At 53.4% G+C, this 26,248-nt stretch carries 18 protein-coding genes, 1 tRNA gene and 1 pseudogene; 14 read left to right on the forward strand and 6 right to left on the reverse strand.

Going from position 1 to position 26,248, the window contains the following annotated elements:
- The first annotated feature begins 43 nt into the window (after positions 1 to 43).
- The 8 genes from purD to R5L00_RS08070 all read left to right on the forward strand — a co-directional run bounded on the left by purD (position 44) and on the right by R5L00_RS08070 (position 6,061).
- Positions 44 to 1,363 (forward strand): phosphoribosylamine--glycine ligase, encoded by a 1,320-nt coding sequence (purD, locus tag R5L00_RS08035; protein ID WP_107694529.1) that lies wholly within the window; start codon positions 44 to 46, stop codon positions 1,361 to 1,363.
- A 56-nt stretch (positions 1,364 to 1,419) separates the two neighbouring features.
- Positions 1,420 to 2,328: an oxygen-dependent coproporphyrinogen oxidase gene (hemF, locus tag R5L00_RS08040; protein ID WP_107694530.1), complete on the forward strand. Its 909-nt coding sequence runs from the start codon at positions 1,420 to 1,422 to the stop codon at positions 2,326 to 2,328.
- Between the two features lie 103 nt (positions 2,329 to 2,431).
- Positions 2,432 to 2,507 (forward strand) — tRNA-Ala (locus R5L00_RS08045).
- Between the two features lie 178 nt (positions 2,508 to 2,685).
- Positions 2,686 to 3,891, forward strand: a complete 1,206-nt coding sequence (locus tag R5L00_RS08050; protein WP_107694531.1) for a tyrosine-type recombinase/integrase — start codon at positions 2,686 to 2,688, stop codon at positions 3,889 to 3,891.
- Between the two features lie 96 nt (positions 3,892 to 3,987).
- Positions 3,988 to 4,800 carry a hypothetical protein gene (locus tag R5L00_RS08055; protein WP_317650531.1) on the forward strand — a complete coding sequence of 271 codons (813 nt, stop codon included), beginning with the start codon at positions 3,988 to 3,990 and terminating at the stop codon, positions 4,798 to 4,800.
- A 168-nt stretch (positions 4,801 to 4,968) separates the two neighbouring features.
- The gene (locus R5L00_RS08060; RefSeq protein ID WP_107694533.1) at positions 4,969 to 5,175 is read left to right on the forward strand and encodes a helix-turn-helix transcriptional regulator; all 207 of its coding nucleotides are present in this window, start codon (positions 4,969 to 4,971) and stop codon (positions 5,173 to 5,175) included.
- Between the two features lie 11 nt (positions 5,176 to 5,186).
- Positions 5,187 to 5,477 (forward strand): helix-turn-helix domain-containing protein, encoded by a 291-nt coding sequence (locus tag R5L00_RS08065; RefSeq protein ID WP_107694534.1) that lies wholly within the window; start codon positions 5,187 to 5,189, stop codon positions 5,475 to 5,477.
- A 137-nt stretch (positions 5,478 to 5,614) separates the two neighbouring features.
- On the forward strand, positions 5,615 to 6,061 hold the full coding sequence (locus tag R5L00_RS08070) for a hypothetical protein (protein WP_107694535.1): 447 nt from the start codon (positions 5,615 to 5,617) through the stop codon (positions 6,059 to 6,061).
- Between the two features lie 284 nt (positions 6,062 to 6,345).
- Here R5L00_RS08070 and R5L00_RS08075 read toward each other — a convergent pair whose 3' ends face one another.
- Positions 6,346 to 7,569, reverse strand: a complete 1,224-nt coding sequence (locus tag R5L00_RS08075) for an HAF repeat-containing PEP-CTERM protein (protein WP_107694536.1) — start codon at positions 7,567 to 7,569, stop codon at positions 6,346 to 6,348.
- A gap of 708 nt (positions 7,570 to 8,277) precedes the next feature.
- Here R5L00_RS08075 and R5L00_RS08080 point away from each other — a divergent pair.
- Positions 8,278 to 9,399, forward strand: a complete 1,122-nt coding sequence (locus R5L00_RS08080) for a PEP-CTERM sorting domain-containing protein (RefSeq protein ID WP_317650537.1) — start codon at positions 8,278 to 8,280, stop codon at positions 9,397 to 9,399.
- Between the two features lie 178 nt (positions 9,400 to 9,577).
- On the opposite strand, the pseudogene R5L00_RS15865 reads toward R5L00_RS08080, so the two are convergent.
- Positions 9,578 to 9,999: pseudogene (locus R5L00_RS15865) on the reverse strand (SOS response-associated peptidase family protein).
- Positions 9,927 to 10,223 (reverse strand): SOS response-associated peptidase family protein, encoded by a 297-nt coding sequence (locus tag R5L00_RS08085; RefSeq protein ID WP_317650539.1) that lies wholly within the window; start codon positions 10,221 to 10,223, stop codon positions 9,927 to 9,929. The pseudogene R5L00_RS15865 and the gene R5L00_RS08085 overlap by 73 nt, the downstream one beginning before the upstream one ends.
- Before the next feature lie 683 nt (positions 10,224 to 10,906).
- Here R5L00_RS08085 and R5L00_RS15870 point away from each other — a divergent pair.
- Both R5L00_RS15870 and R5L00_RS08090 read left to right on the forward strand, forming a co-directional pair.
- Positions 10,907 to 11,320 (forward strand): hypothetical protein, encoded by a 414-nt coding sequence (locus R5L00_RS15870; RefSeq protein ID WP_411555614.1) that lies wholly within the window; start codon positions 10,907 to 10,909, stop codon positions 11,318 to 11,320.
- Positions 11,321 to 11,565: 245 nt separating this feature from the next.
- The gene (locus tag R5L00_RS08090; protein ID WP_107694540.1) at positions 11,566 to 12,141 is read left to right on the forward strand and encodes a PEP-CTERM sorting domain-containing protein; all 576 of its coding nucleotides are present in this window, start codon (positions 11,566 to 11,568) and stop codon (positions 12,139 to 12,141) included.
- Positions 12,142 to 12,844: 703 nt separating this feature from the next.
- Here the strand turns inward: R5L00_RS08090 and R5L00_RS08095 are convergent.
- Together R5L00_RS08095 and R5L00_RS08100 are read right to left on the reverse strand one after the other, a co-directional pair.
- Positions 12,845 to 13,564 (reverse strand): PEP-CTERM sorting domain-containing protein, encoded by a 720-nt coding sequence (locus R5L00_RS08095; protein WP_317650542.1) that lies wholly within the window; start codon positions 13,562 to 13,564, stop codon positions 12,845 to 12,847.
- A gap of 864 nt (positions 13,565 to 14,428) precedes the next feature.
- Positions 14,429 to 14,698 (reverse strand): PEP-CTERM sorting domain-containing protein, encoded by a 270-nt coding sequence (locus tag R5L00_RS08100; RefSeq protein ID WP_258192733.1) that lies wholly within the window; start codon positions 14,696 to 14,698, stop codon positions 14,429 to 14,431.
- 497 nt (positions 14,699 to 15,195) lie between these two features.
- On the opposite strand from R5L00_RS08100, the gene R5L00_RS08105 reads away from it, so the two are divergent.
- Positions 15,196 to 15,873, forward strand: coding sequence for a PEP-CTERM sorting domain-containing protein (locus tag R5L00_RS08105; RefSeq protein WP_107695002.1), 678 nt, complete (start codon positions 15,196 to 15,198; stop codon positions 15,871 to 15,873).
- A gap of 261 nt (positions 15,874 to 16,134) precedes the next feature.
- Here R5L00_RS08105 and R5L00_RS08110 read toward each other — a convergent pair whose 3' ends face one another.
- Entirely contained in the window at positions 16,135 to 16,323 is a 189-nt protein-coding gene (locus tag R5L00_RS08110) for a DUF2127 domain-containing protein (protein WP_317650544.1), read from the reverse strand.
- Between the two features lie 343 nt (positions 16,324 to 16,666).
- Between R5L00_RS08110 and R5L00_RS08115 the strand changes: the two genes are divergently transcribed.
- Together R5L00_RS08115 and R5L00_RS08120 are read left to right on the forward strand one after the other, a co-directional pair.
- Positions 16,667 to 19,621, forward strand: a complete 2,955-nt coding sequence (locus R5L00_RS08115; RefSeq protein ID WP_317650546.1) for an AAA family ATPase — start codon at positions 16,667 to 16,669, stop codon at positions 19,619 to 19,621.
- Positions 19,622 to 20,293: 672 nt separating this feature from the next.
- The gene (locus R5L00_RS08120) at positions 20,294 to 26,122 is read left to right on the forward strand and encodes a peroxidase family protein (protein ID WP_317650548.1); all 5,829 of its coding nucleotides are present in this window, start codon (positions 20,294 to 20,296) and stop codon (positions 26,120 to 26,122) included.
- Positions 26,123 to 26,248 lie beyond the last annotated feature (126 nt).

Raw genomic sequence — 26,248 nt, forward strand, 5'->3', positions numbered from 1 at the left:
TTGAATCAGTTGATTTAGGCCCATCCGTAAATAACAAAAAATAATGAAACTACTTGTAATCGGCGGCGGCGGCAGGGAGCATGCTTTGGCCTGGAAGCTGCTCAAGTCGCACCGTACCGCCCGCCCCATGACTGTTTATGTCGCTCCTGGAAACGCGGGCACAGCGCTGGAGGAGGGCCTGGAAAATCTTCCCATCACGGCTATCCCCGAGCTGGTCGAATTCGCAAAAAAAGAATCGATCGGGTTCACCGTAGTCGGGCCCGAGGCGCCTCTGGCCGAGGGCATCGTCGATGCGTTCCGCGCGGCTGGCCTGAAGATTTTTGGACCCACGAGGCAAGCTGCGCGCTTGGAAACCTCCAAGGATTACGCCAAGGCATTCATGCAGCGCCACGGCATTCCCACCGCCGCTTACGCAACCTTTACTTCCGCAGCTGAGGCCCATCGCTATCTGGATGAGAAGGGCGCGCCTATCGTCATCAAGGCCGACGGACTGGCGGCCGGCAAAGGCGTGGTAGTGGCGGTGACGCTCGAAGAAGCACATGCGGCGGTCGATGCCATGTTGGCGGAAGATCATGCACAGGGCGGTAACGCCGCTGCGCGGGTTGTGATCGAGGAGTTTCTGGAAGGCGAGGAAGTCAGCTTTATTGTGATGTCAGACGGCCATCATGTGCTGCCGCTTGCAACCAGTCAGGATCACAAGCGCCTCAAGGAAGGCGACCAGGGACCCAACACCGGCGGAATGGGCGCCTACTCGCCCGCCCCCATGATTACGCCGACCCTGCACGCGAGGATCATGCGCGAGGTCATCCAACCGGCGGTAAACGGCATGGCGCAGGATGGTGAACGCTACACCGGCTTTCTCTATGCCGGCCTGATGATTACGCCCAATGGCGGCATCAAGGTGCTCGAGTTCAATTGTCGCATGGGCGACCCGGAAACCGAGGTCATCATGTTGCGCCTGAAAAGCAATTTCATCACCCTGATCGAGCATGGGATATACGGAAACCTTAACAAAATAGAGGCTGAGTGGGATCGCCGCACCGCCTTGGGCGTGGTGCTCGCGGCAGAGGGTTATCCCAATTCGCCGCGCAAGGGAGATGCGATTCATGGTTTGAAGGAAGCTCAGGCCATGGAAACGCAGGAAAAAGATTTTTTCATATTCCACGCCGGCACGGCCTTGGGTGGGGAGAACGGCAAGGAGATCATAACTGCGGGAGGTCGCGTGCTATGCGTTGCCGCGCTTGCCGATAGTGTCAAGGTGGCGCAACGCCGGGCCTATGAAATCGCCGACCAGATCCATTTCGACGGCTGCCAGCTGCGCCACGACATTGGCTACCGGGCAATCAATCATCCCCGCAAATAGAGTGGTGGCAACTCGATGATGAAAAATAACAAAACTGGCGCTTATCAGGAGACAGCATGAGCAATGCAAGCACCGCACAGCAAGCCAGGGAGTTTTTTACCGGACTTCAGCAACGCATTGTCGAGCGGATTGAAGAGGTGGACGGTACGCGTTTCCGCCGCGACCAATGGGAACGCGCCGAGGGCGGCGGCGGCCTGAGCTGCGTGATGGAAGAGGGTAACGTGCTCGAGCGCGGAGGCGTGAATTACTCGCACGTGTTCGGCGGCGGCCTGCCTGCTTCCGCCACGGCTGCGAGGCCCGAACTATCGGGGCGTGGGTTCGAGGCCATGGGCGTATCGCTCGTGCTGCATCCCCGCAACCCGTATGCGCCTACTGTGCATCTGAATGTGCGCTATCTCGAAGCGCGCAAGGAAGGCGCCGAGCCGGTCTGGTGGTTCGGCGGCGGCATGGATTTGACGCCCTATTATGGATTCGAGGAAGACGCTGTTCATTTCCACCAGACATGCAAAAACGCATTGCAGCCTTTTGGCGGGGACTACTACCCCCGCTTCAAGAAGTGGTGCGACGAGTATTTTTACCTTAAACACCGCAAGGAGCCGCGCGGCATCGGCGGCATTTTCTTCGATGATTTAGGCAAGCCCGATTTCGAAAGCTGCTTCAACCTCACCCAAAGCGTGGGCGATCATTTTCTTGAAGCCTACGTACCGATACTGGAGCGCCGCCTGAATACGCCTTACGGCGAACGCGAACGCGATTTCCAGGCATACCGCCGCGGCCGCTATGTTGAGTTCAACCTCGTGTGGGACAGGGGAACACTATTCGGCCTGCAATCGGGCGGTCGAACGGAATCGATTCTCATGTCGCTACCGCCAATCGTGAAATGGCGCTATGACTGGAAACCCGAGGCGGGCAGTGCAGAAGATAGGCTATACAAGGATTTTTTGATTGGGAAGGATTGGGTGTAAGGCTTGGTAGTCTCACTTCGCCACAATATGAAACTTGAAACTGTTATTACTCCGCAGCGTCATACTATGGCGCCGCGGTTTGTTATAAAATACGCAACAAAATGGGGACGTAGCTCAGCTGGGAGAGCGTCGCGTTCGCAATGCGAAGGTCGGGAGTTCGATCCTCCTCGTCTCCACCAATACCCTGTCCAAAGTAGTCCAGCTCCATACATAGAACCCGCGTAAATCCAAGTGATTCGCGGGTTTTTTGTTTTCTGCCGTTCATTCTCATCTATTGCAATCAAGGTAGTAAAGGGGGCATAATTTGATCATATATGCCCCCAAAGCAGAATTGATGCCCCCAATCACCTGTACATCATGAAGCTGAACGATGTGGCGGCACGCAAGGCAAAGCCGGAAGCCAAGCCATATAAGATGGCCGACGGCGGGGGAATGTACCTTGAAGTGATGCCGAACGGCTCAAAATACTGGCGCTTCAAGTACCGTTTTGGAGGAAAAGAAAAGCGTCTTGCTTTTGGTGTTTATCCTGACGTTCCCCTCAGCCTTGCTCGTGAACGCCGCGAAAAAGCCCGTAAGCTGCTCGCTGAGGTAATTGATCCCGGCGAAGTCAAGCATCAATCTAAACGAGCGAAGAGGGAGAACGCCGAAAACAGTTTTGAGGCCGTGGCCCGTGAATGGTTTACGAAACATCGGCATACCTGGGCTGCAAGTCATGCGAATAAGATCATCAACAGATTGGAGAATGACGTTTTCCCGTGGATTGGGAGCAAGCCGATTGCGGACATTAAGGCCCCTGAATTATTGGGCGTACTCAGACGTACCGAAAGCAGAGGGGCCTTAGATACGGCGCACCGCGTAAAGCAGAATTGCGGACAAGTCTTTCGCTACGCTGTTGCTACCGGGAGGGCGGAGCGCGATCCGTCGCAGGATTTGAGAAGCGCTATACCACCAGCCAAGAAAAATCATTTTGCGTCAATTACTGATCCGGTACAGGTTGGAGAACTACTGCGGGCGATTCAGGCTTTCCGAGGGACATTTGTTGTGCAAACTGCCTTGCGTCTTGCCCCTTTGCTGTTTGTGCGGCCCGGCGAACTCCGTCGGGCTGAATGGAAAGATTTTGATCTTGATAAAGCTGAGTGGCGTTATTTTGTCACTAAGACGAAGACGGAGCATTCTGTGCCGTTAGCTGATCGAGCTGTCGCGATGTTGCGTGATCTATATGCTCTAACTGGACATGGGCATTACGTTTTCCCCGGACGTGATCCGAAAAAACCCATGAGCGATGCGGCTGTCAATGCCGCGTTGCGTCGCATGGGGTATGACACCAAAACCGAGATCACTGGACACGGGTTTAGAGCAATGGCGCGAACAATTCTTGCGGAAGAGTTGCATCAAAAGCCGGAAGTTATCGAACACCAATTGGCACATAAAGTGCCTGATACGCTTGGCACTGCATACAACCGCACAAAGTTTTTAAAAGAGCGTCGCGAGATGATGCAGTTGTGGGCGGATTATCTCGACGAGCTGGTGTCAGGTGCAGAAGTTGTACAACTTCGAGCATAACCAAGTCATTTTCATGTCTGCGCTGATGCAGATAACAGCGGGAGTCTTTACCGGGCCGGATGGATCGCCTACAGGATTAACAAGAATGGACTGGCAATGATTTATCCAGAATGGGCGCCTCAGAATCTTGTTGAACTACATAAGAGGCGAATGGATGGAGGGTCGTTGGAGAGCAAATTTAAAACGGGCGATCCGGAAACTGTTATTGCCGATCTGATGCAGACGTATGAAGGCAACATTACTAAAGAGAACGTCGAGGATATACGCCGTAGCCTTTACCGTAAATCGTTTGGCCTCCCTTATAAAGAAGGCACAGAACTTCTAAAACTTTTGATTACAGACCTTCGAATGAAGGATGTTTGGAAGTCTCTGATTAGGCGTGCGAAAAGCGACCAAGATTTCCCAAATTTTTTTAGAGCATGCGAGTGGGGAATAACAGGTTGGAGGGGTGATATGAGGCAAACACCCTCCGAGCGAAGAGCGTTTTATCAAGAAATACGAAACGCGGCTGGGTTACTTCAATCTCTTTTAAACAAAGCCAGCGGGTTTGACTACTATTCAATAAATAACCTTGTGGACGACCAACAAATTGAATGGTTGCTGGAGGTTTTGAATGCTCCGAACGACGTTTCATACGCTCGTTTCTCTCTTTCTGACATTACTCCGTCTATTCTTGAAGTATTAAATGACATCGGTAAAAAGGCATCGCAGTACGCGGAGGATGAGTCTTCAGTTAAGAAACCAAATTCACGGAACGCAGAGCTTCACTATTTTATTCGGTTTCTGTCCGGCCATTGTGAGAGGTGTTACGGGCAGCCACTTCACGACGTCGTTACCGTCACAACATCAGTTATCTTTGATCAATGGAATATTGACAATGACTATGTTCGGAAGATCGTAAAAGGGTAAGCCCGGAAGATTTAAGCATTTTTACCGGGAAAATGCTCCGGCGGAACATTCTTTGCCGTTTTAACGCAATACACTCCTCTATAGCTCATCCTGTTAGTCGCCAAAATGCGCCCATGACGCTCTAGCACGGTGCTAGATGCGCATAAACCTCTACGGAGATTTAAGTTCATGGAAAACGCAACGCCACAGGCTCTCCCGCAGTTCTACCGTCTGCCACAACTGAAAGCCCGCCTCAACGTATCAGGTTCGGCAATTTGGGCTTGGATAAAAAAAGGTACTTTTCCAAAGCCCATTAAGTTGTCCGAGAACACTACCGCTTGGAATGCGGCAGATGTCGAAGCATGGGCACAATCCCGAATAGAAGCCAGCAAATAAAGGGGCTGATAATGGACAAAAAAATAGGCCACCCAAAGGCAGCCCATACTACGCAATCCAACTATAACGATAATAGCGCCCATTCGCAACGGATGAGGCTGCTGAAGAAATTACGCGAGTCGAACCTCACTACCATTGAAGCCAGGCGTGATCTGGATATTTTGATGCCTGCCGCGAGAGTATTCGAGTTACGCGCAATAGGACATGACATAGCAACGGTCTGGACGACTGCGCCAACAGATTGCGGGCGTACCCATCGCATTGCCCGCTATGTGCTGGCGCCGGAGGTAGGCCGTGAATGACGAAAACTGGCCGGAACGCCTGTAAATGTCCATGGTTCGATTTTCTCACCTTGGGCTAACGGTGATATGGCTGGGCTGTCTTTAATCGAGCTGTGGGGCTTGTATCGCTTTCTTTCTCGTCTTGGGAATGGTTAGGCATGGGGAAAAACCGATTCAAGGACGCCCAAGCTAGACGGGAGGGCGGGGGCTTCGTGCCCCTGCCTTTCGTGGTGATAAGAACCCAAAGTTTTACCCGCCTTTCAGCCCATGCAATCAAGCTTTTGAATGATCTGCTGGCCCAGTACAAGGGAGACAACAACGGCGATCTATGCGCGGCATGGACTTTGATGCAACCTAGAGGGTGGAAGTCAAAGGACACGCTCAACAAGGCATTGAAAGAACTGCTGGCGGGAGACTGGCTGGAAGTGACGCGGCAGGGCGGGAGGCACAAGGCAACTCTTTACGCTATAACGTTTTACGCAATAGACGACTGCAAGGGAAAGCTGGACGTGCGTGCTACTGGTAGCCCCAGAGGTACATGGAGAAAAAACGAGCCACTGCCACCCCTGCCAAAATTGAAAGTGGTGACCCGCCAGGCGGGTTAATTGCTCGATGATTGCCCCGCCCAGCGTACCAACCTAATTTGGATTGCATGAATTGACCCGCCGGGCGTACCAGTCGAGGCATTATCTCAAAACCAATTGACCCGCCGAGCGTACACCTTTCTAGAACTACCAATCTATCTTATTAACTCTTCCCCTTTTCATCATCATGATGGGGGAGTCAAAAAGCTTGGTCTCGCACATTCGCTCGTACAACCGCGAAATTGACAGGGGTGGGCGACGTTAAATCTCTTTAGATCAAGAACGGAAACCGGTCGCTCAGCCGTTTATTTGCACGGACAATCGAGAAAAACTATTTTTACCGCGGGCGATGCCCGGACCGCCTTTCCTTGGAAAATTAAAGAAATGACACATATGAGTAACGAGACTTGCTGCTCGCTGCCTTTTTTGCGCCGTACCATAAATCCGAGCAATCCCAGACCCGCAATCATTAAGGCATACGTTTCAGGTTCGGGGATTAAACCCATCGCAATCACTTGCCCGTTGTTATTGATGGCCACGGCGTCTGTTAGAGTTACCCGCGGTGGAAGATTAACTAGGGAATTGAGATCCATCATGCCTTCCCCATTAGGGCCGGTAATAAAAACAGAACGGCCACCTTCGGCCGTGGCAGAATTACCCACCACCTGGCCCGCGTCGTTGATGTCCAGAGCAGCACTATCATTACCGCCTAAAGTGCCAAGATCCGTCATACCCATTCCATCCGGACCGGTAATGAAGGCATGGTAAGTGCGTTCAGCCGTGAGAGAAGCTCCCACCGTCTGTCCGGCATCGTTAATGCCTGTGGCAACGCTATCATTCCCACCGAGGCTGCCAAGGTTTCTGAACCCCGTCCCGTCGGGGCCGGTGATGAAAGCTTGGCTAGGTAAATCTGATGCTCCAGAAGACCCAACCACCTGCCCGGCACCGTTGATGCTACGAGGTGTGATGAAAACCGCCCCCTGGCCGAAAGTGCCAAGGTCTCTCATGCCCATTCCATCGGGCCCGGTAATGAAGCCTGCCTGATTAGAATATCCCGTCACCTGACCGGCATTGTTGATGCCAACTGCAGTGCTGCCAAAACTGCCTAAAGTGCCAAGGTCCCTCATCCCCGTGCCATCAGGGCCGGTGATAAAAGCGTGCTCATATAGGTCATTAGAGGGAGAAGAAGATCCTACCACCTGTCCCGCCTCGTTGATGCCATAAGCACGGCTAAAATTATTACCACCTAAAGTCCCAAGATCTCTCATCCCCATGCCATTAGGGCCGGTGATGAAGCCACGGTAACTACCTTCAGCCGTGTATGAATATCCCACCACCTGCGCCCCGTCGTTGAGGTCCGCGGCGACCGTACCATCGCCGCCTAAAGTTCCAAGTTCGGTTACTGTCCTGCTGTTGAGGTCGATGAGGAATGAATGTTCAGCGGAGGCACTGGTGCCGAAACCCAGACCAGCAGAAAATGCAGCAGCGAGGATAAAGCCACGGATGTTAAGATGAAAAATTCTTTTCACGACGAACCTCCTTTTGTTTTTTCCCACTGGAGTGAGACTGTCAAGCGGCCGAGGGAAACCAAGCGCTTATCTGAAAGATAGCAGATAACTCGTTTTATTCTCTCTTGGCACACGAAATTCAATCTGGATCAACGACAAGGCTATTTGATAAAAATTAAGAAAAAGAAATTTCTGCTCGAGCGCTATCCATGCCAGAACCAGGAAACATAGATACGCAATGCTACTGACAGTTTTGAACCTGGACGAGAAGTTACTTAACGTGCGCTCCAAACATTGCTACCCTGCCGAGGGCGGGTTAATCATTTGTTGGTTGACCCGCCTAGCGTACCAATTAATTTTTGGATTGCATGAATTGACCCGCCGGGAGTACGAGTCGAGACACTTTTTCAAAACCTATTGACCCGCCGAGCGTACACCTTTCTAGAACTACCAATCTATCTTACTAACTCTTCCCCTTCCCATCACCATGAGGGGGAGTCAAAAAGCTTAGCGGGTATGATGGAAACCGGTCTCGCACATCCGCGAAATTGATAGGGGTGGGGGTACGTTTGATCCCTGTAGCGCAAGAACGGAAACCGGTCGCTCAGCGAAAAAAAGCCACAGGCAGTTCAGAAAAACTGTTTTTTTATCTATCCTTAAATGACACGTTTTGCTGATAGTCCCGCGATTTCCGGCCGACGCCCTCCAAAAAAACTGAAGAGGTTCATCATGAAAATCATCCGTGGCTTCAAAGTTCGTGGCTTTATCCTTGCTGCGGCATTTTCTGGGAGTCTGGGTTTCGGCACCCATGTCGCAGCCCAAGAAGAATTAGGCCGTTCATACCTCATTGACCTAAACAGCAAGATGGTGACGGACCTTGGTACTTTAGGCGGCAATAACAGCATTGCTACTGGGGTCAACGACGCCGGGCAGGTAGCGGGCTATTCTGACACGGCTGGAGGCGTCATCCACGCTTTCATCACCGGCCCCGACGGGACTGGCATGAAAGACCTCGGCGATCTGGGCAGTAGTTACAGCTATGCTTATGGCATCAACGATGCCGGACAGGTGGTCGGTTATGCTGTGGCTAACGGCTATTACCATGCGTTCATCACCGGCCCCGACGGGATGGGCATGAGAGATCTCGGCACTTTAGCTAGTGGTTATTACAGCCGTGCTTATGGTATCAACAATGGCGGGCAGGTGGTGGGTGATTCCGACGGCTATGCTTTTATTACCGGCCCCGATGGGATGGCTATGAGAGGCCTCGGCACTTTAAATGGTGATAACAGTATTGCTTATGGCATCAACGATGCCGGGCAAGTGATGGGTGATTCTAACGGCCGTGCTTTCATCACCGGCCCCGACGGCATGGCCATGAGAGACCTCGGCACCTTGGGCGGTTATAGCAGCTCTGCTAGTGGCATCAACGGCGTGGGTCAGGTTGTGGGTTATTCTGACCCGGGCACTGGTGAGGGCCTTTCACATGCTTTCATTACCGGGTCCGACGGAATGGATATGAGGGACCTCGGTGATTTGGGCGGTAATCTCAGCGTTGCTCTTGGTATCAACGACGCCGGACAGGTGGCGGGTTGGTCTGACACGGCCGGGGGAGACCAACATGCTTTCATCACCGGCCCCAATGGCGCAAACATGATGGACCTCAACTCCCTGGTTCATCTGCCCCCTGGCGTGACTCTAATTGAGGCGCACGGCCTCAATAATGCTGGACAGGTCATTGCCCTCGCAACCATCGTACCGGAACCGGAAGTCTATGCGCTGTTTCTTGCAGGCCTGGGTCTAGTCGGATTAATTGCGCACCGAAGGGGGATAAATAAAGGAGTTTTTTAACATACAGAGGTTGTAGTCCGGGATAGGTCGCTTGGTTATTGTGCCTGCTACCAGGTCAAAAACAGGGATTTTTTCAAAGCCTACGCCGTATCGTCGGGTTGACCGGGCGATCAATACTCACGTCGCTAGGCGATCGGCGACAAAAGATAGCTTCCATTATTGGCTGGATCGGGACGGTTTACAGTTCTGTCCACTTTCCACCACATGAACTCTTCCGTGGGTACCGACTTAGACCGTGCAAGATGTGCTGCTTCCTCAACGGGTATTTGGGCGTCCATAAAGTGCCATGGTCTTCCGGTTCTAATACAACCGGTCGACGGTCATAAATATCAACCATTCCCGCACCTGAATCTTCCGTAACAATCACAAACCCTGTTTCGACCGTTTGTACTGGTTGTTTAGGCTGTTGGGGCTTCCAATCGGTTAGGCCCGCCATGAATATGGGCTTGCCGAGCAACGGGTTATATACCATCGCTGCTTTCTTCCATTCTCTTCCGTCCATTCATACCAGCCGCCGGCGGGGACAATTACTCGTCCTTCACGAAACATGTGCCGAAATATCGACCAGTTTTCGCCTTTTCTATCCTTGCACATATCCATGTTTTCTTTTTATCGGCAGCTTCTTGGGGAGTCCTGTAACCCCAAGTCATACCGATAAGCTCAATCTCGCCATTGTTGAGCGTAATCATCCAAGGGCATAAGCCAAGTGCGATATTGTAGTGGGCAATGTGATCTCCGTATTCCCAGCTATGCTCGCTTGTGTCAACGCCAAGGGCGTTTGCGTAATAGCGCCGTGTTTCAGATTGTTCAAACCGGCCGCACATTCTGTCCAGTCATAAGGCAAGTAAGAAAAAGATAGATATATCGCTGTGTCGTTCTCGCCGCTAGCAGCGAGAAAACAGCCTGTATTTCTCAACTCGCGGTCTCGACTATTACATTTGTACAGCAGTACGCGCGCGCGAGGGGGCAGGCAAAAAGTCTGTGATCTCTTAGCGGAAACCGCTCGTCTCACTTCCCTTTTATAAATCTATACAAAAAAGTTAAAAAGAAGGAAACGCGCTCGATCAGCCGCCCTATGCCAATTTTTTCCGTCTGGGAATATGAAGTTGGCCACCAACAAATTTAGATCGATTGTAGGGCTTCTGGTAGAGTTGGATAGAACAGGCCCCTTGGTTTTTGGACGAAGGGTACTTATTTTTTGGTGTCTATCCCGATGTGTCCCTCTATTCATTCTGTTCTCCGAGGGTCGATTGCGGACACCGCTTTCCCCTACACCCGCTTCGGCGGGTTTTTGTTGTCTACTTGCCCATAATTAAAGTAGGGACACTTCATTAATCTGGTATTATCTTATTGCGGAGCGTGATTTAACCTCCGCTCCGACCCGGCCTGGTGCCCTCTTGGCCGGGTTTTTATTGCCCTTTTTTTGCCTATACTACTAGGGGTGACCTACCTAACCTTTAAAGACCTAGCAAAAGAGCTGCAGGTATCAGTTCGCACCGTCTCGCGCATGATCGGTGATGGCTTGCCAGTTGTACATGTACATGTACGGGTCTATCGCGTGCATAGGGAGGCGCTTGATCAGTTTTTGACGCGGAGAACACGCATAAAATCTCCTCCCGACCTGAACTGGCGTCGTCGTTCGAGATCCAGATACAGCGCCGCTGAGAGCGAGTTACTCGCTATGTTGAAAAAACCTCGACAAAAAAGAGCGGTTCTAGCACCAGGTAACACTGCCACAGCAAGAGGCATTTTGGGTCCATTCACTCAGTTGCCGATCAGGAGAATTCCCAGCAAGGCGCAAATGAGAGTCCAAAGCAGTAACCGAATTGCAAGCATCCCGGACCAATGGCCGCCTTCAGGTTGCCTCTTTTCTTCATCCGTCATTTCGCGATCTCCTGTGGGGTTAGTGCGCAGGGAATGACTACTTGTGGAAGATGTGACTTAGCTAGCCCGACCCAGTTCCTCTCAACAATAAAAACGTCCATTATTCGCTCGACCTCTTTATTCCCTCCTAGACGGCCGGCCCGCGGCTCTACCAGAAGCTTTGCAATCAATTCGGGCTTGTATTTCAAGTTTTCTCATGTAGCATGGCAAAGTGTTTGATGTAGCCCATCCATCAATAGAGATGGGCATCACCTGCATACTAATCTGGAGAACCCCCTGAAAATGATTGCAGATAACGCAATAAATCCAATTCAAAGGAAAGCAAGGACGCGAGAGGTGTTTGCAACACTGAAAAAAACCTCCAGTCTCGTCTTGTTTTGTGTGTGCGTTTATTCCGGAAATTCGTACGCTAACATACCGGATATTTCAGAAGTAACTCAATTACAAGTAACTGGTGTTACCGCTGGTCAACAGATCTTTCAGAATAACTTGCCTATTTCTATAGGTGCCTCTGGAATCTGGAATTACGAGTGGACAAACATTACCGCACAATCAGGCTTGTATCCCCTCACTGGCACACTGTTCATAGATGGTCAACAGGCGGAGACAGCGACACTCGCGTCATTCCCCTACGGGCCAGCTGCCGGAACGATTACTGCATCACAGTCCTTCGATACATCGTTTGGAAGTTTCGGCAACTTTGCCCTTGGACCTCACACAGCTTCTGTGCAAGTCCCTGGGTCCGACTTTTCTCCGTCAGTTAACTTTGTTGTAGTCGTTCCCGAACCGGAAACGTACGCCATGATGTTGGCTGGTCTGGGTCTGTTGGGATGGCGTCTTCGCCGCTCCCGCAGTTGAGCACGCCAGCAAGATAAAGCGGTTCACATAACCCGCCTCGGCGGGTTTTTTATTGATCCGGCAATAGTAGGTAGCCACCCCTTAAATCCTGTAGGGCTTCTGGTAGAGCCAGACGGTCGGTTGGGAAGAGACTAGCTCGCTCCGCGGAAGGGGTTGAGGCAGCGAGCAAAAGCTTTGCGTTCTCCAGATCAATTAATCAGAGCCGCGGTCGAGCTTTCCTAAAGTTCGACGCGACCAATGTCAAAGACATCCGCGCTAAGCAGAACTGATGAGTGAGTCAATACTTCTACACGATTGTGCTCAGTACGACGCTGCTGTCTAACCGAAACATTCGTGAGCATTAAGCTACTTGCGTCGAACCCATCCATCAAGCAGTCTGTGAAGGGTTGAGTGCTGGAGGTGGGAATTTCGCCGTGTTGAGTGAGCTTGAAAGCGCCACTATCAGAGCGAGTGGGGGCTGTGACACACGCCGTCAGGAGACTACTGAGCAGCGTGATATGTGATATATAGGGGCCTTAACATGATAGAACCTGCCCGAGTCGGAGAAGAGGCCAGGCGTTTGTCGTTATACTCTTTACTGCTGAGTTTATCCACAGGATGTTTAGGATGGGGACGAGGTTATGGGGGCATATTTCTGGGTGGTGTTTTAGAGCCTTTTATTCATGAGGGTTTCGAGGCTTGTTCGATCCTCCTCGTCCCACCACTAACCACTGTGAAGTAGTCCGATACGGTCCTGGACACCAAGGCCTCTGTCGAGACCTTGGTGCCTGCGGCGCGTCCAGCCGACCATACCCAGTCCCATCAAAATTAGTGCGTAGGTCGCCGGCTCAGGGACAGAGGTCGGGGCTACTGCACTCGCTGCGAGAGCCCCAACAGTGGCGCCGTAATAAAACTCATAATTTGGAGTAGTAAATTCAATGTCGGTGTAGGTGCCGTGGAACTGAAGTAGGCCGTTGCCTTCCCAACCGGTGATCGAGTTGCCGGTTTGGGTAAGCAAGCCGGCGCCCCAGTTTCCAGCGCCCTGGCTCAGTATGCTGAGTGTCACGTCGTTGAGGAAATTGAATGAAACCGGAACTCCTGACTGACCGACGCTAAAAAGACTGATTATTGGGTCAACTACCGCGTGGGAAAAATGAAAACCGTTTATTTGGGTTGTACCGCCCGTCATCAGAAGCGTCCCATTGGTTCCCGGGGTGTTTGTCACTTCGCTATTCGTAAATGAAGCTGGAACATTATAGAAGTGTGAGCCATAGTTCACGCCGAAGGTACTTCCGGTATAGGTCACGTTGATACTGTTGGAATCCTGGGTAAAGCTGCCGCTTGTCGATGACGTCCAGCTCGTCCAGCTGGCCGTACCGAGTGGCACCGCCTGAACAGGTGCTATAAACAAAGCGCCAATGATGAAAACGATATTTCTGCTCATTTCATAATTCTCCGTGGTGTTAAATTGGCGAGCTGTTTAGTCTCGTGACAGCGCGACGTCGTCAGCTCATCTAAGCGGGAAACGGGCGGCCAGGGAGCACTATGCGTTGTTTAACTCTGTGAAACAATTGGACTAAGGTACAAGACGATCACTACCGGCGTCCGCATAAATCAAATCAACGTGGTTTCATTCGATTTGCCTTCCTTATCCAGCCGCAAGGGCCTGCTGTAAATTGAAGGCAATGTAGGCCCTTTTAAACCAACGGGTCAGACGCTGCGCAACCTCCCACGCACAAGCGGAGGTTGGACAAACCCAGGGTTAATGGGCTTCCTTGATGGGCTGCCGGCAGTAAATCCTAGGCAGGGGCTTCTGAGGTGCAGGATGGTACAACGGTACTATCGGGCAGAGCGGGAAAAGAGCAAAACAGAGTGTTCTCGACAGCAGGTGGGGGCCTCTTCTAGTCCCTGCATAGCAATCGAGCGATGCAGGCGACCTTCTGCGTATAAAAAAGTGGAGGTAGAAAACAAGTAAACAAACCCACGGCGCAGCCAGAGGATAAAAATAAGGGGCCGAGCGGAGAAGAGGCGCAGAATCTCGAGGATGATCGTGGGAGAACGTACCTGCGGCCTGACTGGGCAAGTGTATTTCAGAATAAGGCGGTACCGTGATACGGCAAAAGCTCCGCGATACTGGCATGTTCCAGGCTCTGAGTGCCCGGCTCTGTCAGTGCGCGAAGCTCGAAGGGAAAAATTATCCCGGCTTTGACGTTTTCAAGTACCGCCACGTTTACCCGTTCTAGCCCAAGTCAATGGTAATGCTCCTCCTTCCGGCCAAGGGGAGGACGAATTAAAGGTTTAATTGAGCCTAAGTTCGATTTTCTGCGTTCTTACGGCGCGTCAAAAATCCGATCAGGCCCAAGCCGGCCAGCATCAATGCATAGGTTTCGGGTTCGGGAACAATGGAGGCATTCACGACGACCTGTCCATGGTTGTTGATTGCTGTTGCGGCTGTCAAGACGACGTTGGCCGGAAGGCTCACCAAGGAGTTAAGATCGGTCATCCCCGCGCCATTTGGCCCGGTAACGAAAGCATGCCCGTTGAAGGACCCCACCACGCCCGGCGTCGTTGATACCATAAGCGATGCTTTGTTCGCCCGGCGTGCCGAGATCGTTCATGCCTGCCCCGTCGGGGCCCGTAATAAAAGCGTGGTAATAGTTAGAAAAGCTTCTTGGGATGATCTGGGTTTTACCCGCAGGAATAACGACACCCCTCCTAATACTGCTTGATATTTGAATGTTTCAGGAACATTATGGGCTCAACCACAACAGGACGTCGCCCATGTCAACACATCAATGCATTGCTATGCCCATGAAGCCTATGCAGCATGACAAAGCGGCGTAGGACGGGGTGTTCGACTATAAATGCGAAGCCGCTTCATATGAGAAGCGTGGATCATCTTCTCAGCTAGATACTTGAAAGAAAACCCTCATCTAGTATCGATTGGAGAAGATTGTTGTTATAGCATGAAGGCGCTCGAGCCTTTCGCCAGGGGTAGCTGTAAATGGAGGTACATCAGTAACATCCCCATCGTCACATCCGTGCCGATTTAACAAAAACAAAAAGGAGATACAAATGAAATCGGAAGGAATGAAGATAGCTGCCGGACTTGTGACTGTTGCTTTGATGACCGGAGCAGGCAGCGCCCAAGCGGTTACATGGGAGATAATGGGGAAACTCACTGTTGAACATGCGCTTCAAACACCCCAGGAGTTGCTAAGCCTTGAGGGCACTCCGTTCTCCGCGTATCTCAGTTATGACGAAAATGCATCGCCAACCTCAACGCCATCGCCCGAATTTACTAATTACGGCAATCAGGGCAGCTTCAAGGTCAATACCGAAATGGGTACTGCAACGGGCGCGTTCGAAAATTTGCAGACCTACATATTTGTTGGGCCAATTACACATGCAAGCAATTTTAATGGGTATGGTTCCCAAGTGGGGCTTACAGGTCCTATAGCATCGTTGGGTCTGGTCACACAAGCCTTTGACTTCCAGTTTCAAGATTTGCCATTGGGCGGGACCGGAGGGCTGAGCGATTTCGCTTTGCCAAGCGAACTTAATCTTAATGAATTTAACGGCTCTAATTTCATTCGCCTTTCATTTTTATCTGCCGAAGGAAACCCTCTTGATACTCGATTGTTAGGAGTGATGGACAGCGTGTCAGCCATTCCGGAACCTCAAACCTACATGATGCTATTGGCCGGACTTAGTTTGTTGGGTTGGCGGCTCCGTCATACTAGGGGCGGCTAACAGTAATGAGTAGCACCAAGGTCCAATAGGAATATAGAGAGCAAGTCCCAACAAAATAATAACATTAAACGCCTAACCTTTCTCCTCTCCTGGAACCCGCTTCGGCGGGTTTTATTTTGCCCCTCCCCCTCCCTTACCGTGACGGCTTTTTAGTAACGGTCCCAAAGGCCTGCACCGTAAAAAATGGGATCACTGTAAGGCAGGCTCTACTTCAGTATCTCCTTCCCGTGAGAAGGTTTAGTGCCAGGCGCCGAGACCTAGTCAGGTAACGTGTTCACACAGTTCCAGCAGCTGAAAAGGTATATAAATTGCTCCGCTTGCCGCCGAGACCCACAGGGCCCACTTCTTGTAATGCCAGAGACTATATGCCTCTATAAACCGAATAAGGACATATAGCCCCGCACCCACCGCAACCAGCGGTATCTGCGGCTCGGTTATCTGCCCAGCCAAATCAAGGAAAATTCGGGGATATCGGGGACGGGGTCGTTTCCGGTTTCCGCTGCCGGGTTCTAGCCCGACATCTTCAGTGTCTGCAACTCTCGAGAGCTTTACACTTTATGCTGCTTCAACCGGGGCGGGAGATGAAATCCGCAAGGATACATTTACTTATATACAACGGCTCGATTCTTGCTTAATATTATAACGTGTTTTTAAAAAGAAAATAGCAGGCAAGATTGCAATAACTAGCTTCTGCCAAGGCTACCCGCCATGCGATCAAAAAGACCTATCTTTAACCGGATTATTTATTCCGGTTTCAAACATCGCTTCCTCGCAGTTCCCCTGTTTGGAAGTTATGCTGGCTAAGACCAGCCGCCCGCGTCTCTCCGCGGTCTACCAGCGGACGCGCTTATTCGATCAGCTGGATATCGCATGGAGAGAGCATTCAGTTGCCCTCGTCCATGGACCACCCGGCGCGGGTAAAACCACGCTGGTTTCAAGTTACATTGAATTTCGAAACCGTCGATGCCTTTGGTATCAGGTGGACTCGGGAGACGAAGATGTAGCCACGTTTTTCCACTATTTCGGCCAAGCGGCTAAGGAACATTTACTTGCCGCCGCCGCTCCCTTGCCAGATTTCGACCCAGGCACCGCAGCTGACCTTGTGAGGTTCAGTCGGCAGTACTTTCGCAGATTTTACGCTGGACTGAAAAGCCCCCTTGTCGTGGTTCTGGATAACTACCAGGAGGTGGCCGACGCCTCGCCGTTGCATGTCGTGGTACAGGTTGCCTGCAAGGAGACTCCAGAGAACTGCCACCTCGTCATCGCTACCCGCGACGCTTGCCCAACGCCACTCGCCGCAGCGCGCTTTAACCATACATTGACGATTATCGGTGCGGATGACCTTATTTTGACGCGTGAGGAGACGTCTGGCATTGCCGAGCTACAAGGGACGAAGCTGCCTGCCGCGGCCGCGACGCTACTGCAGGCCCGTAGCGCAGGATGGATGATGGGCTTGATGCTGATGCTCAAGCGTACGGATGGTATCCATAATGGTACCGATCTGAACCTTTCCTTGAGAGACCAACCGGGAGAACCTGTCTTTGATTATTTTGGCGTCGAAGTTTTCAAGAAACTCGACATCACTTGCCATGATCTGCTATTGCAAAGCGCGTTGCTCCCTAAGATGACAATACACCGCGTTACCCAGCTTACCGGTACGTCCAAAGCCGGTGATTTGCTGCGGGAACTAATGCGCCGAAACTATTTCATCACACGACATGGGGGAAAAGAACCAGCATATCAGTTCCACCCGCTCTTTCGGGAGTTTCTCCTTGAACAAGCTGTGGCTCGCTACTCCAAGGCTGAGTTGACGTCAACCTACTGTAAAGCTGCGGAGGTGCTGATATCAGACGGTGACGATGAGACTGCCATAAATTTGTTGGAGCAGGCACGAAACTGGCGGCGCATGGCGGAAGTGATTTTGGCAACGGCCTCGACTCTGAAGGCGCAGGGCCGTGATGCAACGCTCGTGGCCTGGATGGAGAAGCTGCCCGCCCATGTGACCGACACGGATCCATGGTTGCTCTACTGGCATGGCAGCAGCAAGGCGTTTTCCGACCCTGCTGCCAGCCAGGCGATTCTTGAAAACGCCTATCGACAATTTAGGGTGTTCGACGACCTCGTCGGGATGGCAATGAGCTGGTCGGGTCTTATGGATACAATTTTTTACATCTACCGAGACCTCCGGCAGATGGACCCCTGGGTTGCGGAATTCAACGAACGGCTTACCGGCCGACTTGAGCTGTTGCCACAAGACCTTTATGTGCGGGTTACTATCGCTTTCGTTATCGCGGTATCGTTCCGCCAGCCTCTGCATCCGGATCTATTATTGTGGCGTGAACGATTGCAAAAGATACTGGAGTACGACACAGGCTCCGCCGACCGGCCGTTGTTTCGCCACCGCTTGGTGACATACCACATTTTGCGCGGCGAACATGCGGAGGCCGAATCTGTCCTAAGCATGCTTCACTACGCAACCAACCTGCCCTCGTCTGAACGACCGTCTCGCACCCCTGTGGATTACATAAACGAGGCCACGGTTGCAATGTATACCGGCATGAAAGAGCGCTGTTTGCGATCGGTTCACGACGGGTTGCGCGCTGCGGAGCGGACGGGTAACCGTCTCTTCGATTCCGTTCTGCTCCAGCTTGGCGCGGTGATGAGCCTCAATCGAGGCGATTTTGGACGGACAGACGAGTTCCTCGCCGCCTTCGAGCGTTTGGCTGAATCGATGCCGTCTGTGGATCGTGGTACCTACTATGCTGTTGCGGCTTGGCGCAAATTTTATGCAGGAGAGCCAACCTTGGCACTCCAACTCTTAGGCCGGGCAGTAGCTGCTTCGGAAGCGCGCGGCACGCCCTACTACATCGCCGTCGATAACCTTGGCTTCGGGCTGCTGCTTCATCTCTGCGGCAGGAACAACGAAGCGCTACTGTATTTGAAGATTGGGCGCAGGGTCGGCGCAAGCATCAAAAATCCGCTTATCGAGTATGCCTATCAACTCTTTTCAGCCTTCGTCGCGCTGGATGCATACGGAAAAAACCACGTCCTCTACCATTTAGCGAACGGCATGCGCCTTGGCCGACAACATGGTTACATGCATTTCTTTTTTTTCCCCTCGAGAGTGATTTCAAAGCTATGTTTCATAGCACTCGAGGCCGGAATTGAGACGGCCTACGTTCGCACCCTCATTGAACGCAATGAACTAAGCCCGGACCCGGCATGGCGAGACGCGGAGTTATGGCCCTGGCCCGTCCGTATATATACCCTTGGGCGTTTTAGAATAGTCAAACAAGGGACAGCGCTGCAATTTTCCGGGAAAGCCCAGAAGAAGCCGTTGGAGTTGTTGAAGGCGCTGATCGCCTTGGGCGGTCGCGATGTGTCAGAAGCGAGGCTGGCGGATGCCCTCTGGCCCGACGCCGAAGGCGACGCAGCTGCACAGGCGCTTGCGACGACCCTGTTCAGGTTGCGTAAACTCATCGGGGAACAGGCGATTCGCAGGCAGGAGAATCGCCTTACAATCAATTCGACCTTCTGCTGGGTAGATTGCTGGGCGTTCGAACGATTGTCGAGCGAGAATTCGGGCGATTCACAGAGATGGCTTGAGAAACTCAGGAAGTTGTATCAGGGCCCTTTCCTAGACGGGACTGACGATGCGCCCTGGGCACAGTCAATGCGCGAGCGGTTGCAGGCAAGGTTTGCACGCCTCACGCAAATTCCCGACAATTTACACTACAAGAGATCGTAGCACAGGGCCGGCTTTCCTGTTTCCGATCGGCTGGCAACGCTCTCGGCTGCGGTCATGCGAAAGAATGAAAACGTTCCTATTTTCCACTGGCTGACCTCCATTTCCTCCTTATTCAGCTTATTCCCCAGTTTACTCCCCAGCTTACTCGCGACGAGGACGCAGGTTCGGTGTCAACCGGCTGCTGCTGATGGCCCTGCGCCGCCGCTGATTCCGAGTCTTTAGAACTTACCGGCCCCAGCAGTTATCCGTACCCGGTCCTCATGGGCGAGAGAGGGCCCGTACCAAGACCAAAGCGCTCCAGATACTTTGGCGGCACCCCGCCGACCATTTTTTAGCGTCTCCAGTTTGTAACCCCGCGCGCCTGGCATTTACCCTGAAAAAAGCGGCGTATCTGTTCCTTTCGCGTCGTTGCGGCCCTTTCCTGGCCATTCCCATTTTTGGAGTGGGGAGAAACCCAATTATTGTGAGATTTGTTTGAAATTTGTGTGATTTTGTACCTGATCCGTAATGGCTCCTGCGTAGCATCTATTTCGTCGGATGGTATATCGCCTAACGAAATAGGACGCGAAGTAGCAAACGTCAAGCGGTAACTCCGAAAAACAAGATGCAAGGCGCAACGCACGATCTGCGAAGCGCTAACGTACAGATGAATCACACTCAAGGAGCATTACCATGGCAGTCACAGTCATTCAATCAGATCTAGAATTTATCCTCGCCCAGATCAAGATATCCGAGGCGCACGCCGGCGGTCAGCCGCTTTTCGGCCCCGGCGGGCTCATACCATCCTATAACAATTCGTTGGGCCTACGCACGGTGGACGGTACATACAACAACCTTCTCCACCCGACATGGGGTGCGGCGGATCAGCAGTTTCCCGAGTTGTTGACGCCCGCATACAGGCCAGCGGATGGAACCCCCCTTGACCCCGACGGGCCCGGGCCGGCACCGGCCATGGCGACAGCACCAAACTACAATCCTTCGAATGATCCTAACTCGATCGTCATCGATTCAAGCATTCGCACCATTTCCAACCTGATCGTCGACCAGACCCTGGGCAATCCCGCGGCGATTTTGACCGCCCTGCAGCAGGCTGGGATCGTACCCGCCGCCAACCAAATGGCGGTTACGGCGCAGATCAGCAACGCGTTTGCGCCGATCGAGTCGCTATTCAACGCATTGACCGCTGCCGAAGTGGCTGCGGCCGCAGCGGCCGCCGCCGCCGCCGCCAACCCCGGTGATACTGATCTGGCCGCCGCCGCAGCGGCAGCCGAAGCGGCGCGTGCGGATGCGGAGACAGCTTTGACCGATGCCCGTACCGCCCTTGATACGTTACTGGCGACTAATGGCGTTGAGCTGGACGGCGCCAACGTCGTACTCTCGAACATCGCGCCCGACGCGGGATTGTCCGCCCCGTTCAACTCATGGTTCACGTTGTTCGGCCAGTTCTTCGACCACGGGCTTGATCTCGTCAACAAGGGAGGCAGCGGTACGGTATTCATTCCCCTGCAGCCGGACGATCCGCTATACGATCCCACCAGTCCTACCAATTTCATGGTACTGACGCGCGCTACCGTTTCAGCAGGTGCGGACAACATTATGGGAACCGCGGATGATGTGCGGCCCGTAAATACGACAACCGCGTTCGTAGACCAGAACCAGACCTATACGTCCCATTCCTCGCACCAGGTGTTCCTTCGCCAATATGAGCTGAATGCAGCGGGCGACCCGGTCGCCACTGGCAAGCTGATCGAAGGCGGTAATGGGGGCATGGCCACTTGGGCGGACGTCAAGGCACAGGCGGCGGATCTGCTGGGAATCCAGTTGATTGATTCCGATGTCGGAAATATTCCGCTGCTCGCTGCAGACCAGTACGGAAACTTTATCCCTGGGCCGAATGGTTTTCCCCAACTCGTTTTCCCCGGCGCCAATCCTGGCGATCCGGCTATCCTGGTTGAGGGCGATCCGACTGCCAACGGTGGTCTTGGCGTCCTTACGGCTGGTGCGTATAGGACCGGCCATGCCTTCCTTGCCGATATTGCTCACAACGCTGTCCCGACCGGCCTGGCCGATGGCGACATTGAAATTGGTTTAGGCAATCCAGACAACTCGCCCACAAACGGCCAATATGATAATGAATTGCTGGATGCGCACTACATCGCAGGGGACGGTCGCGCCAACGAGAACATTGGCCTGACCGCAGTACACCACATATTCCATTCTGAGCATAACAGGCTCGTCGGACATACGCAGGAAGTCGTTCTGAGTACCGGCAATCTTACCTTCCTGAACGAATGGCTCGCTGTGGATGTGGCCGCGCTTCCGACTACGCCGGAACAGGTGGATGCTTTGGTTTGGGACGGTGCACGGCTCTTTCAGGCGGCAAAGTTCGTTACGGAGATGCAATATCAGCATCTGGTGTTTGAGGAATTCGCGCGCAAGATCCAACCAGCGATCAACCCCTTTCTGGTTCCCGATGGCTTCGACGTTACTATCGATCCTTCCATCGTCGCCGAGTTTGCGCACGTCGTCTATCGCTTCGGCCATTCGATGCTCACGGAATCGATTGATCGCTTCGATCCCAGCTTCAACCAGGACCACATCGGCCTGATCGAGGGCTTCCTGAACCCGATCCAGTTTGAGAATAACGGAACGAGTAGCACGGTTGACGCTGATATTGCTGCGGGTGCCATCGTGCGAGGCATGACGCGCCAAGTCGGAAACCACATTGATGAGTTCGTCACGAGCGCGCTGCGCAACAACTTGCTGGGCCTGCCGCTCGATTTGGCAACCATCAATCTGGCCCGCGGACGCGATACTGGCGTTCCGTCGCTCAACGCAGCCCGACGCGACTTCTACGAGGCAACCAACGATGACGCCCAACTCAAGCCATACGAGAGCTGGGTCGATTTTGCCGGCCACCTCAAGAACGAAGCCTCGATCATCAACTTCATCGCCGCTTACGGCACGCATACGCTGATCACCAGCCAGACGACCATTGAAGGCAAGCGCGATGCGGCGCTGACAATCATCACCGGCGTATCGGTGGGGGGTCTTGCAGTACCGGCTGACGCTGTCGATTTCCTCAACGCGACAGGCGCTTACGCTGGAGGAGCGCTGGGCGGCCTTGAAAATGTGGATCTCTGGATCGGCGGTCTTGCGGAAGAAACAATGCCTTTCGGCGGCATGCTCGGCTCGACTTTCAACTTCGTGTTCGAGATGCAGATGGAGAGTCTGCAGAACGGCGATCGCTTCTATTACCTGCAACGCCTTGACGGCCTGCATCTGTTCGGCGAGATGGAAAATAATTCATTCGCCTCCATGATCATGGCCAACACTAACGCAACCCACTTGCCATCGGACGTGTTCTCTACTCCTAACCTGATCCTGGAAGTCGATCAAAGCAGGCAGTTCAACGACCTGGATGGAGATGGCGACCTTGAAAGCAACGACCCGGTTGGCGCTGGTATCCTCAGCCAACTGGTTGTCCGCAACAATCCTGCTACGCCCGGCACCGATACCAATTACCTGCGTTATGCTGGTGAAGACCATGTCATCCTTGGAGGAACCAGCGCCAATGACATTCTTATCGCGGGCATGGGCGACGATACGTTGTTCGGCGACGACGGCAACGATAACCTCGAGGGTGGTTTCGGCAACGACATCATCAATGGAGGGAATGGCGACGATATCATCCGTGACTCGGGTGGTGACGACAACATTAAGGCTGGCTCAGGCAACGACGTCGTGCACGGCGGCCCTGGGGCAGATCTGATCCTGGCCGGCGCAGGTCAGGACTTCGTCGTTCTCGGCGGCGATGCGTTCTCGGAAGTGTTCGCAGGCGAAGGCAATGATTTTGTCCTCGGCACCAAGAATGCGGAGCGGATTCTAGGTAATGAAGGGAATGACTGGATCGAGGTCGGCACATTTGACGGCGCTCCTGGCGACAATTTCGACGAGATTTTCGCCCGCGACGGCGTCAAGGGTCATGATGTATTCCTCGGCGACGGCGGCTTCGATGAATTCATCGCCGAAGGCGGCGATGACATCATGGTTGGCAGCCCTGGCGTCGGCAAGTTGATAGGCATGTCGGGCTTTGACTGGGCGACCTACAAGGACAACACGTCGGGCGTCAATGCGGATTTCTTCCGCCTGGCGTTCGACGAGAACCCGGTACCCCCTCAAAATTCAGCACTGGATGTGTATGAGGCTGTCGAGGGAATGTCGGGTTCGGCGTTCAACGACATTTTGTCGGGCTCCGATGAGGACATCACGACGCTTGTTCCGTTGGCCCAAGGTGGTGCGGCCGGCTATCTCGGTAGCGTTCTGGATGCCGAGGGAATCGCGCTCATCGCTGGCCTCCAGGATGTGGTCGGTGCAGGAGTCACGTCATTCGGCTCAGGCGACATCATCCTCGGTGGGGATGGCAACGACCTGATTACCGGCCGCGGCGGCGACGACATCATCGATGGCGACAAATGGCTGAATGTCCGCATCAGCGTGAGGCAGAATGTCGGCCCCAATGGCGGCACCGGTGCCGAAATCGACAGCGCCAACAGCATGAAGGAGCTTGTCACCGAGATGTTCAATGGAACGTACAACGCAGGTCAGTTGCAGATTGTGCGGGAAATTCTTACGGCGAACGGAGCAGGAGATATAGACACGGCGGCATATCGTGGCGTGCAGGCCGACTACCAGATTGGCGTGGGTAACGATGGCACGGTTACGGTAACCGACGTGGCGTTGAATCCTCTAGATGGGTCGGACAGACTGCGCAATATTGAAAGACTGCAGTTCACCGACAGCTTGCTCGGGCTCGCAATCGGTACAGCCGGTAATGACACGCTTGCCAGTTCGGCAATCAACGATCTGATAGTTGGTCTGGGTGGAAACGACACAGCCACCTATGCAACCGCGACTGCTGGCGTTACCGTTTCCCTGAGTAACGGTGGTCCGCAGAACACCGGCGGAGCAGGCACGGATACGCTGACGGGTATCGAAAACCTGACGGGCAGCGCGTTTAACGACACGTTGACCGGCAACGGCGTTGCTAATGTCCTGTCCGGCGGCGCGGGGAACGATACGCTGGTTGCAACGGTTGACAATGTGCGGGATACGCTCGATGGTGGCGCGAACACCGATACAGCCAACTATGCAGCCTACGGCGCTGCACTGACCGTAAACCTTGGCGGTGTGGATCCGATTATCGTTGGTGGTTCGGGCAGTACTGCCGCCAATTCCGACGTTTTAGTAGGGATCGAGAACTTCACTGGCGGTTCGGGCGGCGACACCCTAACTGGTAGCAGCGTTGCGAACGTTCTGAATGGCGGAGCCGGCAACGACACGCTGGTTGCGACGGTTGACAACGTGCGAGATACCCTGGATGGAGGTGCAAACACCGACACAGCGAACTATGCCGCCTACGGGGCTGCGCTAGTAGTGAACCTCGGCGGTGCGGCACCGATCGTCGTGGGTGGCTCGGGCAGCACTGCGGCTAACTCCGACGTTCTCGTAGGGATAGAGAACTTTACTGGCGGTTCGGGCAACGACACGGTGACGGGCAGCAACGCCGATAACATCCTTACTGGCGGTGTCGGCAGCGATACCCTGAACGGAGGGGCTGGAAACGACACGCTGATTGCAACCGTCGACAATGTGCGCGATACGTTGGATGGAGGTGCAAACACCGATACGGCCGATTACGCAGCCTACACTGCGGCACTAACCGTAAATCTTGGCGGTGCGGCACCGATCGTAGTGGGTGGTTCGGGCAGTAACAACCCCAATTCCGACGTTGTTGTGGGGATCGAAAACTTCACCGGCGGTTCTGGCAACGACACATTGACGGGCAGCGGAGTCGTCAACGTGCTAATTGGCGGGGCTGGCAACGATACCATCAATGGCGAGGCAGGAAACGACACCATCGATGGCGGCGCGGGAGCTGACATACTCATTGGCGGTAACGGAGCTGACACCATCAATTCAGGTGCGGCGAACGACAACCTCCAGGATGTCTTCAGGTTCAACGCGACCGCTGAATTTGGCGATACGGTCAACAATTTCGACGCAAATGGTGCTGATGGGGTGGATGATCAGGTTGAGTTCGGCGGTGCGCTCAATACTGCATATGACGACGGCAACGATAACAACGATTTCCTGTTCGGTGCCGGGAATGGCGCGGGAGGTACGGTGAATGTTACCGTGGGACAGGCGAATGCCAATATCGAGGCCCTGCTCCTGACAGGTGTAGGTGGCGAAGGCGTGACCACTGCGAATCTTGGGAACGCTGCCGCAGTTTCAGCAGCCTTTAACGCAGAGTTCGTCATCACGGCAGCTGCCGGTGAAGATGCGCTACTGGTTGTCAACGATACCAATGGCAACAGTTTCAGCTTATGGCAATGGGTTCAAGCTGGAGGCGGAGAGACGTCGGCGGGGGAAATTACCCTCATCGGCATCTTCAACGCCAATGCCGCAGCCACTGCCGGTAACTTTGATTTTATCTAGGAAACAGCGGGATGGGTGCCTCGGAATAGCGGGGGCCCTTCCCAAACCCGCGTCGCGGTAGACTTTTCGAGTTTCAAGGGGAGGGGGAACCTGGTTATGGCGGAGAGGAAAACTGTCGGCGCCAGG

Source organism: Nitrosospira sp. Is2 (genome assembly GCF_033095785.1).
GTDB lineage: Bacteria > Pseudomonadota > Gammaproteobacteria > Burkholderiales > Nitrosomonadaceae > Nitrosospira.